General features: G+C 72.1%; 13 protein-coding genes. 6 read left to right on the top strand and 7 right to left on the bottom strand.

Translation table 11 applies throughout. The features are described 5' to 3' along the window. Window positions 1-280: 280 nt before the first annotated feature. A complete protein-coding gene (locus ACIQUC_RS15010; protein ID WP_402268437.1) occupies window positions 281-1,216 on the top strand; it encodes a TolB family protein in 936 nt (311 codons plus the stop codon). A gap of 139 nt (window positions 1,217-1,355) precedes the next feature. Here the strand turns inward: ACIQUC_RS15010 and ACIQUC_RS15005 are convergent, their stop codons facing one another. The 5 genes from ACIQUC_RS15005 to ACIQUC_RS14985 all read right to left on the bottom strand — a co-directional run bounded on the left by ACIQUC_RS15005 (window position 1,356) and on the right by ACIQUC_RS14985 (window position 6,965). Continuing rightward, the gene (locus ACIQUC_RS15005) at window positions 1,356-2,087 is read right to left on the bottom strand and encodes an ABC transporter ATP-binding protein (protein WP_402268434.1); all 732 of its coding nucleotides are present in this window, start codon (window positions 2,085-2,087) and stop codon (window positions 1,356-1,358) included. Between the two features lie 83 nt (window positions 2,088-2,170). Continuing rightward, entirely contained in the window at window positions 2,171-3,712 is a 1,542-nt protein-coding gene (locus ACIQUC_RS15000; RefSeq protein ID WP_402268431.1) for an ABC transporter permease, read from the bottom strand. Window positions 3,713-3,799: 87 nt separating this feature from the next. Beyond that, window positions 3,800-4,528 (bottom strand): glycosyltransferase, encoded by a 729-nt coding sequence (locus ACIQUC_RS14995; protein ID WP_402268428.1) that lies wholly within the window; start codon window positions 4,526-4,528, stop codon window positions 3,800-3,802. Beyond that, a complete protein-coding gene (locus tag ACIQUC_RS14990; protein ID WP_402268426.1) occupies window positions 4,525-5,883 on the bottom strand; it encodes a PIG-L family deacetylase in 1,359 nt (452 codons plus the stop codon). The genes ACIQUC_RS14995 and ACIQUC_RS14990 overlap by 4 nt, the downstream gene beginning before the upstream one ends. Beyond that, window positions 5,880-6,965: an acyl-CoA dehydrogenase gene (locus ACIQUC_RS14985; protein WP_402268424.1), complete on the bottom strand. Its 1,086-nt coding sequence runs from the start codon at window positions 6,963-6,965 to the stop codon at window positions 5,880-5,882. The genes ACIQUC_RS14990 and ACIQUC_RS14985 overlap by 4 nt, the downstream gene beginning before the upstream one ends. A gap of 105 nt (window positions 6,966-7,070) precedes the next feature. On the opposite strand from ACIQUC_RS14985, the gene ACIQUC_RS14980 reads away from it, so the two are divergent. The 4 genes from ACIQUC_RS14980 to rplL all read left to right on the top strand — a co-directional run bounded on the left by ACIQUC_RS14980 (window position 7,071) and on the right by rplL (window position 10,661). Further along, complete coding sequence (locus tag ACIQUC_RS14980) at window positions 7,071-7,811, top strand: response regulator transcription factor (protein ID WP_031262639.1); 741 nt, start codon at window positions 7,071-7,073, stop codon at window positions 7,809-7,811. A 10-nt stretch (window positions 7,812-7,821) separates the two neighbouring features. Continuing rightward, a complete protein-coding gene (locus tag ACIQUC_RS14975; RefSeq protein WP_402268421.1) occupies window positions 7,822-9,318 on the top strand; it encodes a sensor histidine kinase in 1,497 nt (498 codons plus the stop codon). A 392-nt stretch (window positions 9,319-9,710) separates the two neighbouring features. After that, on the top strand, window positions 9,711-10,226 hold the full coding sequence (rplJ, locus tag ACIQUC_RS14970) for a 50S ribosomal protein L10 (RefSeq protein ID WP_022907352.1): 516 nt from the start codon (window positions 9,711-9,713) through the stop codon (window positions 10,224-10,226). Between the two features lie 51 nt (window positions 10,227-10,277). Next, window positions 10,278-10,661 (top strand): 50S ribosomal protein L7/L12, encoded by a 384-nt coding sequence (gene rplL / locus ACIQUC_RS14965; RefSeq protein WP_022907351.1) that lies wholly within the window; start codon window positions 10,278-10,280, stop codon window positions 10,659-10,661. Window positions 10,662-10,823: 162 nt separating this feature from the next. Here the strand turns inward: rplL and ACIQUC_RS14960 are convergent, their stop codons facing one another. Beyond that, complete coding sequence (locus ACIQUC_RS14960) at window positions 10,824-11,657, bottom strand: hypothetical protein (protein WP_402268417.1); 834 nt, start codon at window positions 11,655-11,657, stop codon at window positions 10,824-10,826. A gap of 317 nt (window positions 11,658-11,974) precedes the next feature. Further along, window positions 11,975-13,399, bottom strand: a complete 1,425-nt coding sequence (locus ACIQUC_RS14955) for an amino acid permease (protein WP_402268414.1) — start codon at window positions 13,397-13,399, stop codon at window positions 11,975-11,977. A gap of 136 nt (window positions 13,400-13,535) precedes the next feature. On the opposite strand from ACIQUC_RS14955, the gene ACIQUC_RS14950 reads away from it, so the two are divergent. Beyond that, window positions 13,536-15,416: an ABC transporter ATP-binding protein gene (locus ACIQUC_RS14950; protein ID WP_402268452.1), complete on the top strand. Its 1,881-nt coding sequence runs from the start codon at window positions 13,536-13,538 to the stop codon at window positions 15,414-15,416. The last annotated feature ends 3 nt before the right edge of the window (window positions 15,417-15,419 follow it).

The following is a 15,419-nucleotide window of genomic DNA, read 5'->3' as shown; positions in this document are numbered from 1 at the left end:
CTCGTGTTTTTCTGCCCGGGCAACACCACCGCGCGGTTGTAGCCGGGGGGGGGGGGGGCCCCCCCCCCGGGGGGGGGGGCGCCCCCCCGGGGGGGGGGGGGGGGGGGGGCCCCCCCCCCCCCGCGCCTCCCGTCCGTGCGTGCGCCGGTGCGCGCGCGTGTGCGTGCACGCGGCGTGCGTGTGCCGAGACTCGGCGGTGCGGACAGTTTCGCGCCGCCGGAGCCACGAAGGTGTCCGCCGGGGCGAGACTCGGCGGCCGGAACCGGGACAGGATGGGACCATGAGCGAGCCACGCGGGCGGCAACTGCTGCCGGGACAGACCAGCCGAGTGCACGTGTACGACGTCGCGAGCCGGACGAGCCGGATCGTGTTCGAGTCGAGCACCCTGCTCGTCGAGGCGCCGAACGTGCTGCACGACGGCACCCTCGTGCTGAACGGCGGCGGCGACCTCTGGCTGCTGCGGCTCCCTGCCGACGGTGACGCCGTCGTCGACGAGACCGCACTCGTGCGCGTCCCGATGCCCGGCGTCCCCGAGATCAACAACGACCACGTGCTCGACCCCTCGGGCCCGTCCGTCGTGGTGAGTGCTCGCGACGGAGACCTGTACCGGGTGCCGGTGCCGGCCGGGGGAGCGGCGGCGACCCTCACCGACGTCACCACCGCCCTGCCGGTCGTCCGGAAGTTCTACCTGCACGGCATCTCGCCGGACGGGGAGACCCTCGCGGCGATCGTCGGGGAGCGCACCGAGGAGGGCGTCTGGACCACCGACGTCGCCCTCGTCGACCCCGCCACCGGGGACCCGACGTTCCTGACCCGCGACGAGCACCCCGACGACGGTGTCTCGTTCGCCGGGGAGGTGCTCGTGTGGAACTCGGAGCGGTTCACGCCGGGCACCGCGCAGCTCGTCGCGCTCTGGCCCGGCGCGGCCGACCCGGTGCGGATCACGAACGACGACCGGGTGAACTGGTTCCCGCACGTCTCGCCGGACGGGGCGCACCTGCTCTACCTGTCGTACGAACCCGGTGTGCAGGGGCACCCGGCCGACCACCGGGTGGAGCTCCGGCTCCTGCCGGGTTCGCTCGTGCGCGGTGCCCGGATCGCCGTCCAGCCGGAGACCCTCGTCACGCTCGACGGCGGGCAGGGGACCGTGAACGTGCCGCCGTGGTCGCAGGATTCCCGCTGGTTTGCGTACTGCGGCTACCCGGTGGCGCCGTAGGGCCGCGACGCCGCCGCGGTGCCGCGACGCCGCCGCGGTGCCGCGACGCCGCGACCTCACGCGCTGAGCGACAGTTCACGCGCTCGGTGGTCCGTGAACTGTCGCTCAGCGCGAAACACCGGCTGCGCCGCCGGCAGGGCTAGACCTCGCGCACCTGGCCCTGCTTGATGTGCAGCCGGCGCTCGGCCCGCTTCGCCACCCACGAGTCGTGCGTGACGATGACGACGGTGAGCCCGCGTTCCCGCCACTGCTTCTCGATGAGCCCCATGATCTCGTCACGGGTCGCCTCGTCGAGCGCACCGGTCGGCTCGTCCGCCAGCAGCACGCTCGGGTTCTTGACCAGCGCCCGCGCGATCGCCACGCGCTGCTGCTGACCGCCCGAGAGCTCCGCCGGCAGGTGGTCCAGTCGTTCGCCGAGCCCGACCTCCCGGAGCGCGGCGGTCGCCCGCTCGCGGATCTCCGCCCGTGATCGGTTCGCGAGGGACCCGGCGAACGCGGTCTCGACGTTCTCCAGCGCGGTCAACGTCGGGATGAGGTTGAAGCTCTGGAAGACGAAGCCGATCTCGGTGGCGCGCAGGTTCGTCAGCGCCCCGTCCCCGAGCTTTGCGACGTCCTGGTCGCCGAGCAGCACGCTCCCGGCACTCGGTCGATCGAGCGCGCCGAGCATCTGCAGCAGCGTCGACTTGCCGCCGCCCGTCGGGCCCTGGACCGCCACGAGCTGCCCCTGCGGGATGGTCAGGTCGACGTTCGTCAACGCCGTGACGGTCCGGTTCTTCTGCTTGTACGTCTTGCTCACGTTCTTCAGGGCGTAGATGGGCCGGGAGGCGCGGCTCGCCTCCGCCGCGGAGGGCGCGGTGTCGATGCTGGTCACGGGTGCTCCTGTCGGTTCCGGTGTCGATGCGGTGCTGTCGGGGCCGGCGACGACGGGGGTCGTGCCGGTGGTCGGTCCGGGCATCAGGCCACGCTCCGCAGCGCCTCGGCGGGACGGAGCCGGCTCGCGCGCCAACCGCCGAGTGCGCCGGCGATGAGGCCGCCGAGGACGGCGAGGCCGATCGCGAGCAGGATCACCTCGACCGTGACCGGGGCGTGCAGGACGACGTCGGTCGTCGAGGCCGTGCTCGCGCCGCCGCCGAACCCACCGGCCGGGGCACCGCCGGTCGTGCCGCTGCCGGCCGCCGCGGTCGCCGCACCGCCGGGCATCCCACCGCCCATGCCGCCGCGGGTGGTCCCGGAGGAGGCGCTCGCCGAGATCGTCGGCGAGATGACGTTCACCACGAGGATGCCGATGAGGCCCACCGCCGCACCGATCACGCCGCCGATGACGCCCTGCACGAGCGACTCGCCCGCGACCTGTCGCGTGATGCGGCCGTTCGACCACCCGATCGCCTTGAGGGTGCCGAACTCCCGGGTGCGGCGGGTGACGCCGGAGATCGTGAAGAGGATCGCGATGAGGAACGCCGCCGCGAGGACGACGATCGAGAGCCAGGTGCCGAGGTTCGAGACGAGGCTCGACGCGGTGCTCAGCGACCCCGAGACGCTCGACGCGAGGTCGGACTCGGTCGACACCGTGGCGCTGGTGAGCTGCTTCTGCAGGGCGGTCTTGATCGTGCCGACGTCGGCGGACGACGTCGCCGAGACGTAGATCGAGGTGACCTTGCCGTCCAGGTCGGCCAGTGCCTGCGCGGTGTCCAGCGGGATGTACGTGTTCGAACCGGTGGTCGACGACGAGCCGGTGGACGACACGATGCCGATGACCGTGAAGTCCTTCCCGCCGATGGAGACGGTGTCGCCGACGGCCTTCGACTCGCTCTTCGCGTAGGTGGCGTCGAGCACGACGACGTCCTTGCCGGCGTCCTTCGCCGTGAACGTGCGGCCCGTCGTGAGCTCCGTGCTCGTGAGCGGCCCGACCGTGTCGCCCGACACCGGGATGCCGGTGACGGTGAACGAGTCGACGCTGAACGAGCCGCCGCCGAAGCCGCCGCCCTCGCCGCCGCTCGGCGGCCCCTGCTGTGCCCCGGTGCCGCTGCTGCTGTCGCTCGAGCTGCTGCTGCTCGAGCTGCTGTCCGACTGCTGCTGCACCTGGCCGGAGAACGTGCTGTTCTCGAGGGTCAGGACACCGGTCGCGGCCTTCACCCCGCTCGTGCTCGTGACGGTCTCGACGTCGGTGGCGCTCAGCGTGCTCGACCCGCGGGACACGGCGAGGCGGGACTGCGAGAGGTCGGTCGATCTGCTGCTGCTGCCGGAGCTGCCCTGGCTGCCGAAGTCGAAGCTCGGGCGGCCCGTGGCGGAGCCGGTCGGGGTCTCGGTCTTCGTCACGGTGATGTCCGTGCCGACGCCGTAGACCGACTGCAGCACGCTCGCCTGCGCGGCCTTCACGCCGCCCGCGATCGAGGACACGATGACCACGAGGGCGATGGCGAGCGCCATGCCGATCGCGATGATGACGGTCTGCTTCTTGCGGTTCGTGAGTTCGCGCCTGAGGTAGGTCAGGAACATGGTTCTCCTCGGTGTTGGGGTCGAGGAGACCGTAGGGAGGCAGTCGATGAGCGGCGCTGCCGGATCCGAAGAACTTCCGATGAAGCCTCAGCCGGCGTCACCGTAGGTGCGGCGCAGGTGCTCGGCGTAGCCGCCGGGCGTCCGGCCGTCGAACCGGCCGCTCGTCACCACGGGGAGCGCCGTCGTCGCCCGGACGTCGAAGCCGAGGGCACGCGCCCGTCCGACCAGCCGGACGTCCTCGTGCTCGGGCACCGGGTCGAAGCCGCCCAGCGTCAGGCAGACGTCGCCGCGGACCCCGAGGTTGGCGCCGTGCACGTGGCCGAGCGTCGACCCCGGCGGGTGCGCGTGCACCCACCGGGCGAGCACCACGGGGTCGAGGTCGACCGGGTCCGGGACGACCGCCCCCACCAGGACGTGCGCGCCGTCGTCGTGGGCGTCGACCTGCTGCACGAGCCACCCCGGGTCGACCCGGGAGTCCGCGTCCGTGTGCGCGGTCCACCGTTCAGCCGGCGGCGGACCGCTCGCGAGGGCCCTGCCGGTCCCGACCGCCCGGGCACGACCGACGCCGACGTGCGCGGTCTCCACGACGTCCAGGGGCACCACCTGCCAGAGCGGGTCCGCGGCGACGGTCGACCGGAGGACCGCCGCCGTGGTGTCCGAACAGCCGTCGAGCACCACGGTGACGGCGACGCCCACCCCGGGGTGCACCCGCCCGAGGACCCGGATCGCGTCGGCGAGGGCCAGGACGCACCCGGCGACCCCGTCCTCCTCGTCGTGGGCGGGGACGACGACGTCGATGCGTCCGGGCAGCGTCACGGCGTCAGGCCCTCGACCGCGGCGACGGAGCGCACCGCGGGTCCGGGGAGGACGCTCAGCACGAAGTCCTCCTCGACGTGCCGGACGAGCGCGGGACGCGGCCACCGCTCGGCGATGCGCGCGTCGACGGCGTCGCCCGAGGTGACCGCGTCGTCGTCCGGGTGCCGCCAGTGGCAGGCGACGAGGACCCCGTCGTCGTCGAGCGACCCGAGGACCCGGTCGATCGTCGCGTCGAGGTCCGCCGGCGACAGGTAGTAGCCGACCTCGGAGACCACGACGAGGTCCCACCGGCCGTCCGGCCACTCCGAGGGCAGCGCAGCCTGGACGAAGCGGGCCGCCGGGGCGCGCAGCCGTGCGCGCGTGAGGGGCGCAGCCGCGATGTCCGTCCCGAGGACGTCGTCCGCACGTTCGGTCAGCGCCGCGGTGAGCACCCCCGTCGCGCACCCGAGCTCGAGCGCCGACCCATAGCGCTCGCGGGGGAGCGCCGCCAGGGTCACGGCACGCTTCCGCCGCTCGTACCAGGAGCCGTCGAAGTCCCACCCCTCGGGCTTCCGGTCGTAGTGGGCGTCGAACGATGCGCGGGAGCGCGAGGCCGGAGCGTCGGTCACGGCGAAGAACCACTCGGTCGACCGGAGGTGGTGCGCGGCGTGCCGGGCGTCGACGACCGCTTCGTCACCCGGTGCCGGCGACAGCGGACGGGTCTGCGACGGGTACGCGTCGAGCGCCGCACGCTTCCGGTCGAGCACGGCCAGGGGGAGCACCAGCGCGCGGGCACGGTCCCACGGCGCCGCGGGGGCGGCCGGGTCGTCCCAGTGCCAAGCCCACACCGGGTACTCGAGCAGGCGTGCTCCGGGTGTTCCCGCGACGACGTCCGCCGCCACCTCGCCGGCGATCCGGTGGTCCCGGTGCCCGTCCCCGCGCCACGGTGCGACGACCAGCACGGGACCGTCGACCGCTGCGAGTCGCTCGGTGAGCGCCGCCCGGAGCACGTCCGGGTGCTCGCGCAGTCCCCCGTCGGGGACGCCCAGGACCGAGGCGCTCGCCGCGGGGTCGAGCAGCCGCACCGCCGCACGGAACTCGGCGTCCCGCACCGTGCGCAGTCGCTCGGGCGAGGTCGTCGAGGAGTGCGGGTGCGATCCCTCGCCCCGGGTCGCGAGGAGCACGTGCACGGGGATGCCGGCGTCCGCCGCGGAGGCGATGAGCCCGCCGGCACCGAGGGTCTCGTCGTCGGGGTGCGGTGCGACGACCACGATCGCGGCGAGGCCGTCGAGCCGGACGGGGAGCGGGTCGACCGACCGCAGGAACGTCGTCCAGTCCTCGGGGTCGGTGCCCGGTTCCCGGTGGTCGAACGTCACCACGCGACACCGCCGTCCTCGACCACGATCCGGCCGATGCGGGCGAGGTCCCGGTCGCCGTGGTCCTGCAGGACGTAGAGCTCGAGGTCGGCGACCCGTGCCGCGACCGACGCGTCCGCGGTCAGGGGAGCGGGGCCGAGGGTGCGGACGACCCGTTCCCGGACGGCGTCGACGGAGCGGCGGACGCGGGAGCGCACCACCTGGGCGAGCAGCACCCACTCGCGGTCCGTCGTGGCGTCGGGGCCGGGGGCGTCGATGCGGGCGGCGGCGGCTGCGAGGGCGTCCTCGGCGTCCGCGAGGTCCGCGACGGTCGCACCGAGGGCGGCCTGCAGGAGTTCGGACCCGTGGTGCTCGGCGGCGCGGTCGCGCAGGAGGCGGGCGAGCCCGACGGCACCGCCCCACCAGCACGCGGCGACGCCGATCCCGCCCCACGCGAACCCGGGGCGTGCGGTGTACCACCCGGGCTCGCCGACGGGTGTCGCACGCACCCCGGCGAAGTCGACCGGGCCACTCGGCACGTCCGGCATGCCCCGGGCGACCCAGGCCTCGTCGTGCACGGTGACGCCGTCCTGGCGGAGGTCGACGGCGAACAGCTGCCGGTCCTCGCCGACGTGCGCCGTGACGAGGGCGTGCGAGAGGACGGACGCGAGCGAGCACCACGGCTTCGTCCCGTCGAGCAGGACCGAGCCGGCGCCGACCGGGCCGGTGCCGCCCGCTCCGGCTCCCTCCGCGGTCGCCGTGAGCCGCAGCCCCGGCGCCTCGGCAGCGAAGACGCCCCACGTCGAGTCCTCCGGCGCGGTGGCACCGGCCTGCGCCAGGATCGCGAGGGCGTCGAGGTGCGGTTCCACGGCACGGGCGAGGGCGACGTCGGCCGCCGCGACCGCGGCGAGGGCTGCGAAGGACCCACCGGCCGTGCCCGCGGACAGCAGGGGCGCCGTCGCGGCGACCGTACGCACCGACGCGAGCCGGTCCGACGGGGCCGAGCCGCGCCTCCAGGACCCGGCCGCGACCCGTGCGGAGTCCTCGACCCCGTCGGCGTCGACGGAACGGGCGGAGGCCGGCCAGGCCGAGGATCGGAGCATGACGGCCACGGTACGGAGCGGCCGCCGAGTGCCTGCTCGGGAATCCACAGAGCGCCGAGGGCCGCTCCACAGACGGCTCATAGGAAACTCTCGATACTCGAAGACGTGACCATCTCCCAGCCTGCAGCAGCCCCGCGCCTCACGCGTGCCGACGGAACCCCGTTGCGCATCCTCGTCGTCGACGACGAGGCCAGCCTCACCGACCTGTTGTCCATGGCGCTCCGCTACGAGGGCTGGGACGTCAAGAGCGCCAACGGCGGCCAGGACGCGCTGAGCACGGCGCGCGAGTGGAAGCCGGACGCGATGGTGCTCGACGTGATGATGCCGGACCTCGACGGCCTGCAGGTCCTCAGCCGGCTGCGGCAGAACAACGACGACACCCCGGTGCTGTTCCTCACCGCGAAGGACTCCGTCGAGGACCGCGTCACCGGTCTCACCGCGGGCGGCGACGACTACGTCACGAAGCCGTTCTCGCTGGAGGAGGTCGTGGCACGGCTCCGCGGACTCATCCGCCGCTCGCAGATCTCGATCTCCGAGGCCGGCGACTCGCGCATCGTCGTGGGCGACCTGGTGCTCGACGAGGAGTCGTACGAGGTGTCCCGTGCCGGTCGGCCGATCGAGCTGACCGCCACCGAGTTCGAGCTCCTCCGCTTCCTCATGCGCAACCCCCGCCGCGTGCTGTCCAAGGCGCAGATCCTCGACCGCGTGTGGTCGTACGACTTCGGCGGCAAGTCCTCGGTCGTCGAGATCTACATCTCCTACCTGCGCAAGAAGATCGACGCGGGCGAGACCCCGATGATCCACACCGTGCGCGGCGTCGGGTACGTCATCAAGCCCACCGCGTGAGGTCGGCCGCGTGACGCTCCGTCGACGGCTGGTCCTCAGCATCGTCGCCCTCGTCGTGGCCGTCAGCGCGGTGATCGGCGCGGGCAGCATCATCGCGCTCGCGTCCATCCAGACGGGTGCGATCGACAGCCAGCTCTCGAAGGCGACCGATCGCGCGAGCACCAAGTTCGGCGAGGGGCAGCAGAACCCGAACGGGCAGCGCCCGAACGACGACGCCCTGCAGCCGCTCGGCCAAGCCGCCGGGACCCTCACTGCCTACTACTTCTCCGGGGGCGGTGCCGGCGGCATCGTCCTCACCGACAACAGCTCGCGGCTGCAGCTCTCCGCGACGCAGCTCGACCGCCTGGGCACCGTGAAGGTCGGCGTCGACCCCGCGACGATCGACCTCGGCGGGACCCTCGGGCGCTACCGGGTCGCCGCAGTGCAGGTCGACAACCCGGTGCTCGGCAACGCCGTCCTCGTCGTCGGGCTCCCGATGTCGCCGGTGTACGAGAGCGTCCGGTCGCTGCTCGTCGTCGTGATCATCGTCGTCGTGGCCGCCCTGGTCGCCGCGTCCGTCGTCGCCGCGGTCGTCGTCCGACGGTCCCTGCGGCCGCTCGAGCGGGTGGCGGAGACCGCGTCGACCGTGGCTCGGATGCCGCTCGAGCGGAGCGACGCACTGCAGGACGTCCGCGTCCCCGACACCGATCCACGCACCGAGGTCGGACGCGTCGGCAGCGCCTTCAACCGCATGCTCGGGCACATCGCCGGTGCCATGCAGGCCCGCGAACGCTCGGAGCAGAAGGTCCGGCAGTTCGTCGCCGACGCCTCGCACGAGCTGCGCACCCCGCTCGCCTCGGTGCGCGGGTACGCCGAGCTGACCCGCCGGATGGGCGGCGACCTGCCGAAGGACGTCGTCTACGCGATGGGTCGCATCGAGTCCGAGTCCGTCCGCATGACGAGCATGGTCGAGGACCTGCTGCTCCTCGCCCGGCTCGACGAGGGCCGCGAGATCCAGTTCGACGACGTCGACCTGACCGGGCTCGTGTTCGACGCGGTGAACGACGCGCATGCGGCCTCGCCGGACCACCCGATCGAGGTGGACGTCCCGTCGACCCCGGTGACGGTCGTCGGTGACGCGGCACGCCTGCACCAGGTGATCGTCAACCTCGTCACGAACGCCCGCACCCACACCCCCGACGGCACCCGCATCACGGTCGGGATCGCGCCGTCGACCACGGGCACCGGTGTCGACCTGACCGTGCGGGACACCGGGCAGGGCATCGACCCGGAGTTCCTGCCGAAGCTGTTCGAACGGTTCGCGCGTGCCGACAGCTCGCGGTCCCGCACCGCCGGCTCGACCGGGCTCGGGCTCGCCATCGTCGACGCGGTCGTGCAGGCGCACGGCGGGTCCGTTGACGTGACGAGCGAGCCGGGGGACACCGTCTTCACCGTGCACCTGCCGGCCGAGCGGCCCGCTGGCGCGGACTGGTCGACGACACCCGAGGTGGCGCCGGCGAGCAGCTGACGGACGGGAGGCGCGGGTCGGGCCGGCACCGCGCCTCCTGTCCGGTCCGGGCCGGGTCTCGGTTCCGGTGGTCGGTCCGGGCTGGCCGCCTGGTGCGGTGGTGGGGCCCCGGCGGGTGCGGCGGCCGGGTCCTCCGCCTGGTGCCGTGGTTGGTCGGGGGCGTCTCGCCGTGCTACAGTTCTCGAAGCCAAAGACCGCCGGTTGTCGTGCTGCTCGCAGCGTGACCGAAGGTCCTCACTCGTGAGGCAGCCCGCGCAGGTGTTCCGAACCTCTCCTTCCGTTCGCGGGGGAGCAGCTCCGAGCCTCTGCGCCGGAGCTTTTTTCATGTGGTGGGGCTGTGCTTGCCACAGCCACGGACCTGGGGCTAGCCGGCAAGAACCCCAAGGAGAACCATGGCGAACAAGGAAGCTGCGGTCGCCGAGCTCACGGAGTCCTTCCGTAGCTCGAACGCCGTTCTGCTCACCGAGTACCGCGGTCTCACGGTCGCGCAGCTCAAGGAGCTCCGCAACTCGATCCGTGAGCACGCCACGTACGCCGTGGTGAAGAACACGCTGACCAAGATCGCGGCGAACAACGCCGGCATCTCGTCGTTCGACGACGAACTCGCCGGTCCGTCCGCTCTCGCCTTCGTCCACGGTGACACCGTCGCCGTCGCGAAGTCGCTGCGTGCATTCGCCAAGGCGAACCCTCAGCTCGTGGTGAAGGGTGGTTACTTCGACGGTAACCCGCTCTCCGCGACCGAGGTGGACAAGCTCGCCGACCTCGAGTCCCGTGAAGTCCTGCTCGGCAAGCTCGCCGGCGCCTTCAAGGCCTCGCTGTTCGGTGCTGCGTACCTGTTCCAGGCACCCCTCTCGCAGGCCGTCCGCACCGTGGACGCCCTGCGCGAGAAGCAGGAGTCCGCGGCCTGATCCGGCACGCGTTCCACAACCACACGATCTAGCTAGTAGTAGGAGAAAATCATGGCGAAGCTTTCGCAGGACGAGCTCATCGAGGCCTTCAAGGAGCTCACGCTCATCGAGCTCTCGGACTTCGTGAAGAAGTTCGAAGAGGTCTTCGAGGTCACCGCGGCCGCCCCGGTCGCCGCTGCCGCTCCGGCCGCCGCTGGCGCCCCGGCCGAGGCCGCTGAGGAGAAGTCGGAGTTCGACGTCGTCCTCAAGTCCGCTGGTGACAAGAAGATCCAGGTCATCAAGGAGGTCCGTGGCCTGACGTCGCTCGGCCTCGGTGAGGCCAAGGCGCTCGTCGAGACCGCCGACGCCAAGATCCTCGAGGGTGTCAACAAGGAGACGGCCGACAAGGCGAAGGAGGCCCTCGAGGCCGCCGGCGCCACGATCGAGCTCGCGTAGTCTCGACCGTTCGGTCACGAAGGCCGCTGCCCCTCGGGGCGGCGGCCTTCGTCGCGTGCGGGGCCGGGCGGCGGCCGGTGCGGCTTGGCCGAGTCTCGGCTGGGCGGACAGTTTCGCGCCGGAGTGGCCGCGAAAGTGTCCGCGTGGACGAGTCTCGCGCGGTCACAGGAGCACCCCGTGTGCGCGGAAGAGCGCGCGGAAGCGGTCCGCCTCGAGCAGGTGCCACCACGTCACCCGGATGACCGTCATCACTCCGGGGTGCATGCGGATCCGATCCTCGCGGAGCTTCTCCTGCCACAACGCGTCGTGCGGTGAACGGTTCCCGAGCATCGCGGGATCGCCGTACTTCTGCTTGCCGTCGAACTCGACGACGACTCCGATGTCCGGGAGCCAGAAGTCCACACGGTCGACGCGCGCCCCGGTCCGGAACTCCTGCTGCGCTTCGATCGATCGGACGCCGAGCTGGACGAGCCGGATCGCGGTGAATGACTCGCCGACCGACTCGTGCCGGGGATCCAGCGCCGTCGAGACGAGTCTTGCCCGACGCGATCCGCGACTCGGGCCGTCCGGGAGCGCATCGGTGAACCGGACGACATCGAGCTGACCCGACCGGACTGCGGAGTCGATCGCCACTGCCGCCACGTGCGGCTCCAGCGTGGTCGCGAGGAGCACGGCGGTGGAGACCGCATCGGCGACCGGGACGCCGTCGAAGCGCTCGGGAGCTCGGTCGGGCACCCCAGCCCCGCTCTGTGCGCCGTGTCGAACGACGCCCGCCCGGTGTTCGACACCGTGGAGCGTCCCGTCGATGACGTGCACTCGATCCGTGATGCCACCGATGAGGGGCCAGCCGTGGATCAGCGCGGCGGTCTGGTGCGAGAAGGTGACCGATCCTGACAGCTCCGGAGCGATCGCCCAGGCACGGATGAGGTGGCGGTCTGCGGGCTCCGAAGCCGCCCAGACGTCCGTTGCGACGTAGACCGAAGCGCGAAGGCGCACGAGTTTGCCGGCGGCGTGGAGGCGTCTGAGCCGGCGGCCCTCTGACGGGTCGGCTGCGCGCGCACGGAGGAGTGGTGGGCGAGTTCGGCGGTAATGCATGCCGGGATGCTCGCGCGTTCCGAGAGCCCACCCGCGCGCATCTGCCCTCGCTGTGGACGGCCTGGCGTGTCCAGCGGGTTGTGCGGGAGTGCCGAGACTCGGGCGGGCGGACACTTTCGCGGCCCGCGGGCCGCGAAAGTGTCCGCGGAGCCGAGTCTCGGGCAGCGCCCGACCGCCGCGGGCGCGGGCGCAGCGCGGGCGCTGCGGCGCGCGCCGCGTCAGCGCAGGGTGCTGTGGCGGCGGCCGTAGGCCAGGTAGAGCACAGCACCGGCGATCATCCAGATGCCGAAGGCGATCCACGTACCGACGCCGAGGAACACCGCGAGCAGCACGCAGCAGAGCGCCCCGAGGATCGGCACGACGGGGAACAGCGGGACGCGGTACGACCGCTCGAGCGATGGCTGCGTGCGACGGAGCACGATGACCGACACGTTCACGAGGGCGAACGCCACGAGCGTGCCGATGCTCGTGGCGTCGGCGAGCTCGCCGAGCGGGACCAGCGCGGCGACCACCGTCACGACGAGCCCGATGATGAGCGTGTTCCAGACGGGGGTGCCGGTGCGGTGCGACACCCGGCCGAACACCTTCGGCACGAGTCCGTCGCGGGCCATCGTCAGCAGGATGCGGGTCTGCCCGTAGAGGACGGTGAGCACGACGCTCGCGATCGCGACGACGGCACCGATCGAGAACACGAGCGCGACCCACGGCTGCCCGGTGACGTCGACGACGATGCGGACGAGTGACGCCTCGGTCGACGAGAACGACGTCCACGAGCGGGCGCCGATGGCCGCGATCGCCACGAGGATGTAGAGCGCCGTGATGAGGGCGATCGACCCGATGATGGCGCGGGGGAGGTCGCGGCGGGGGTTCTTCGCCTCTTCCCCGGCGGTCGAGGCGGCGTCGAACCCGATGTACGAGAAGAACAGCCGGGACGCGGCGGCGGTGACCCCGGCCGCACCCATCGGCGCGAGGGGCTCGAAGTTCTGCGACCGGAACGCCGAGAACGCCACGACGACGAAGAACACGAGCAGCGCGATCTTCACGATGACCATGACCGTGTTCACCCAGGCGCTCTCGCGGGCTCCCGGCAGCAGGATCGCCGTGGCGAGCAGCACCAGGACGGCCGCCGGCAGGTTGACCACGCCGCCCTCGCCCGGAGGCGCCGACAGCGCCGCGGGCAGGTGCAGCCCGAACACCCGCAGGGTCTCGTCGACGTACTCGCTCGCACCGACCGCGACGGCGGCGACCGACACCGCGTACTCGAGCACGAGGCACCAGCCGCAGACCCAGGCGATGCCCTCGCCCATCGTCGCGTAGGTGTACGAGTAGCTCGACCCCGACGTCGGCACGGCCCCTGCCATCTCGGCGTAGGACAGCGCCGAGAGCAGCGCGGCGACACCGGCGACCACGAACGAGATCCACACGGCGGGGCCGGCGAGCGGCACCGCGGTCCCGAGGACGACCAGGATGCCCGTCCCGAGCGTCGCACCGACGCTGATCATCGTGAGGTGCCAGACCCCGAGCGACCGGCGGAGCGGCTCGCCGTCCACCCCCGCCGAGGCCTCGGCCTGCAGCTGCTCGATCGGCTTCCGACGTGCGAGCTCTGCGCGGAGGGACGTGGGGCGGGTGGGCGCGGACGTCATGGGACCTCGAGTGGTGCGGGGAAGGGGACGGGAAATGGTCGCATGCACCCTGAACGGGGTCAAATGAGCGACGGGGACGCGATGTCCGACCCCGGGGCTAGGTTTGCAGCATGGACCGAGGCGACGCACCGTGAGCATGCACGGCGGCATGCGCGGTGGCGGCGGACCGCGCGGCGGCGGGCGGATCTCGAGCGGCGACTTCGACGCGCAGAAGGCCGCCAACGCCGAGGCGCCGAAGATCCCGCACCTGCTGCAGCGCATCGCCGGGCTGTTCGTGCCGCACCGGAACGCGATCGTCCTGACCGTCGTGCTGGTGCTCGTCGGCGCCGCGATCTCGGTGATCCCGCCGCTGCTCACCCAGCGGGCGTTCGACGAGGGGCTGTTCCCGAAGGGCGGCGGCGGGCCGGACCTGCCCGTGCTGTACGTCCTCGTCGGTGGCATGGTGGCCCTGTGGATCGCGAGCGCCGGCCTCGGGGTCTGGCAGACCTACCTGACCGCGACGGTCGGCAACAAGGTCATGGGCTCGATGCGCATGCGACTGTTCGGGCACCTCCAGCGGATGGAGCTCGCGTTCTTCACCCGTACGAAGACCGGTGTGATCCAGTCGCGCCTGCAGAACGACGTCGGTGGCGTCGCGAGCGTGCTGAACAACACGATCTCGTCCGTGCTCGGGAACACCGTGACCGTCATCGCCGCGATCGTGGCGATGCTGCTGCTGAGCTGGCAGATGACCCTCGTCGCGGTGGTCCTGCTGCCGCTGCTCGTCATCGCGCAGCGCCGCGTCGGCCAGGTCCGCGCCAAGATCGCCGCGCAGACGCAGGAGTCGCTGTCGGACATGACCGCGATCACGCAGGAGGCGCTGAGCGTCTCGGGCATCCTGCTCGCGAAGAGCTTCAACCAGCAGCGTGCCGAGACGAAGCGCTACGGCGACGAGAACCGCAACCAGATCCGTCTGCAGGTCCGCCAGCAGATGTCCGGCCAGTGGTTCTTCGCGATCGTGTCGATCTTCCTGTCGATCATCCCCGCGATCATCTACGTGGTCGCCGCGTACCTCATCGTCGGCGACGTCCCGATCACGGCCGGCACGATCGTGGCCTTCACGACCGTGCAGTCGCGGTTGCTCTTCCCGACGGTCGGGCTCCTCCGCGTGGTCCTCGACCTCCAGACCAGCGGTGCGCTGTTCGCGCGCATCTTCGAGTACCTCGACCTCACACCGGCGATCACCGACTCGCCGACGGCGAAGCGGGTCGACGAGTCCCGGGTCGGTCACGTCGCGTTCGACGACGTGACCTTCACCTACCCCGACGGCGAAGCGGACAAGCCGACACTCCGCGGGGTCTCGTTCGAACTGCAACCCGGCCAGTTCGCGGCGTTCGTCGGGCCGTCCGGTGCCGGCAAGACGACCGTGTCCTACCTCGTCCCTCGCCTGTACGAGGCGACCGCGGGGTCCGTCCGGTTCGCCGGGCAGGACGTCCGCGACCTCGAGCACGAGGACCTCATGCGGCACGTCGGGATCGTCAGCCAGGAGACCTACCTCTTCCACGCCTCGATCGGCGACAACCTCCGCTACGCCAAGCCGGACGCGACCGACGACGAGATCGAGCGGGCGGCCCGGGCGGCGAACATCCACGAGACGATCGCCTCGTTCCCGGACGGCTACGAGACCATCGTCGGGGAGCGGGGCTACCGGCTGTCCGGCGGCGAGAAGCAGCGGATCGCAATCGCGCGGGTGCTGCTGAAGGACCCGCCGGTGCTGGTCCTCGACGAGGCGACGAGTGCGCTCGACTCGATCTCCGAGCGGGTGGTCCAGGCCGCGCTCGACAACGCCGCCGCCGGTCGCACGACGGTCTCGATCGCGCACCGGCTCTCGACCATCCGGGACGCCGACGTCATCTTCGTGCTCGACCACGGACAGATCGTCGAGCGGGGCACGCACGAGGAACTCCTCGAGCGGGACGGCACCTACGCGATGCTGCACCACCAGCAGAACGCCCCCGCGGACACGGTCGGCAGCTGACAG

Origin of the sequence: Curtobacterium sp. NPDC098951 (genome assembly GCF_044759965.1) — a bacterium.
Lineage (GTDB): Bacteria > Actinomycetota > Actinomycetes > Actinomycetales > Microbacteriaceae > Curtobacterium.
The sequence above is the reverse complement of the archived record's forward strand: the minus strand, read 5'-3'. Positions and strand labels throughout refer to the sequence as shown.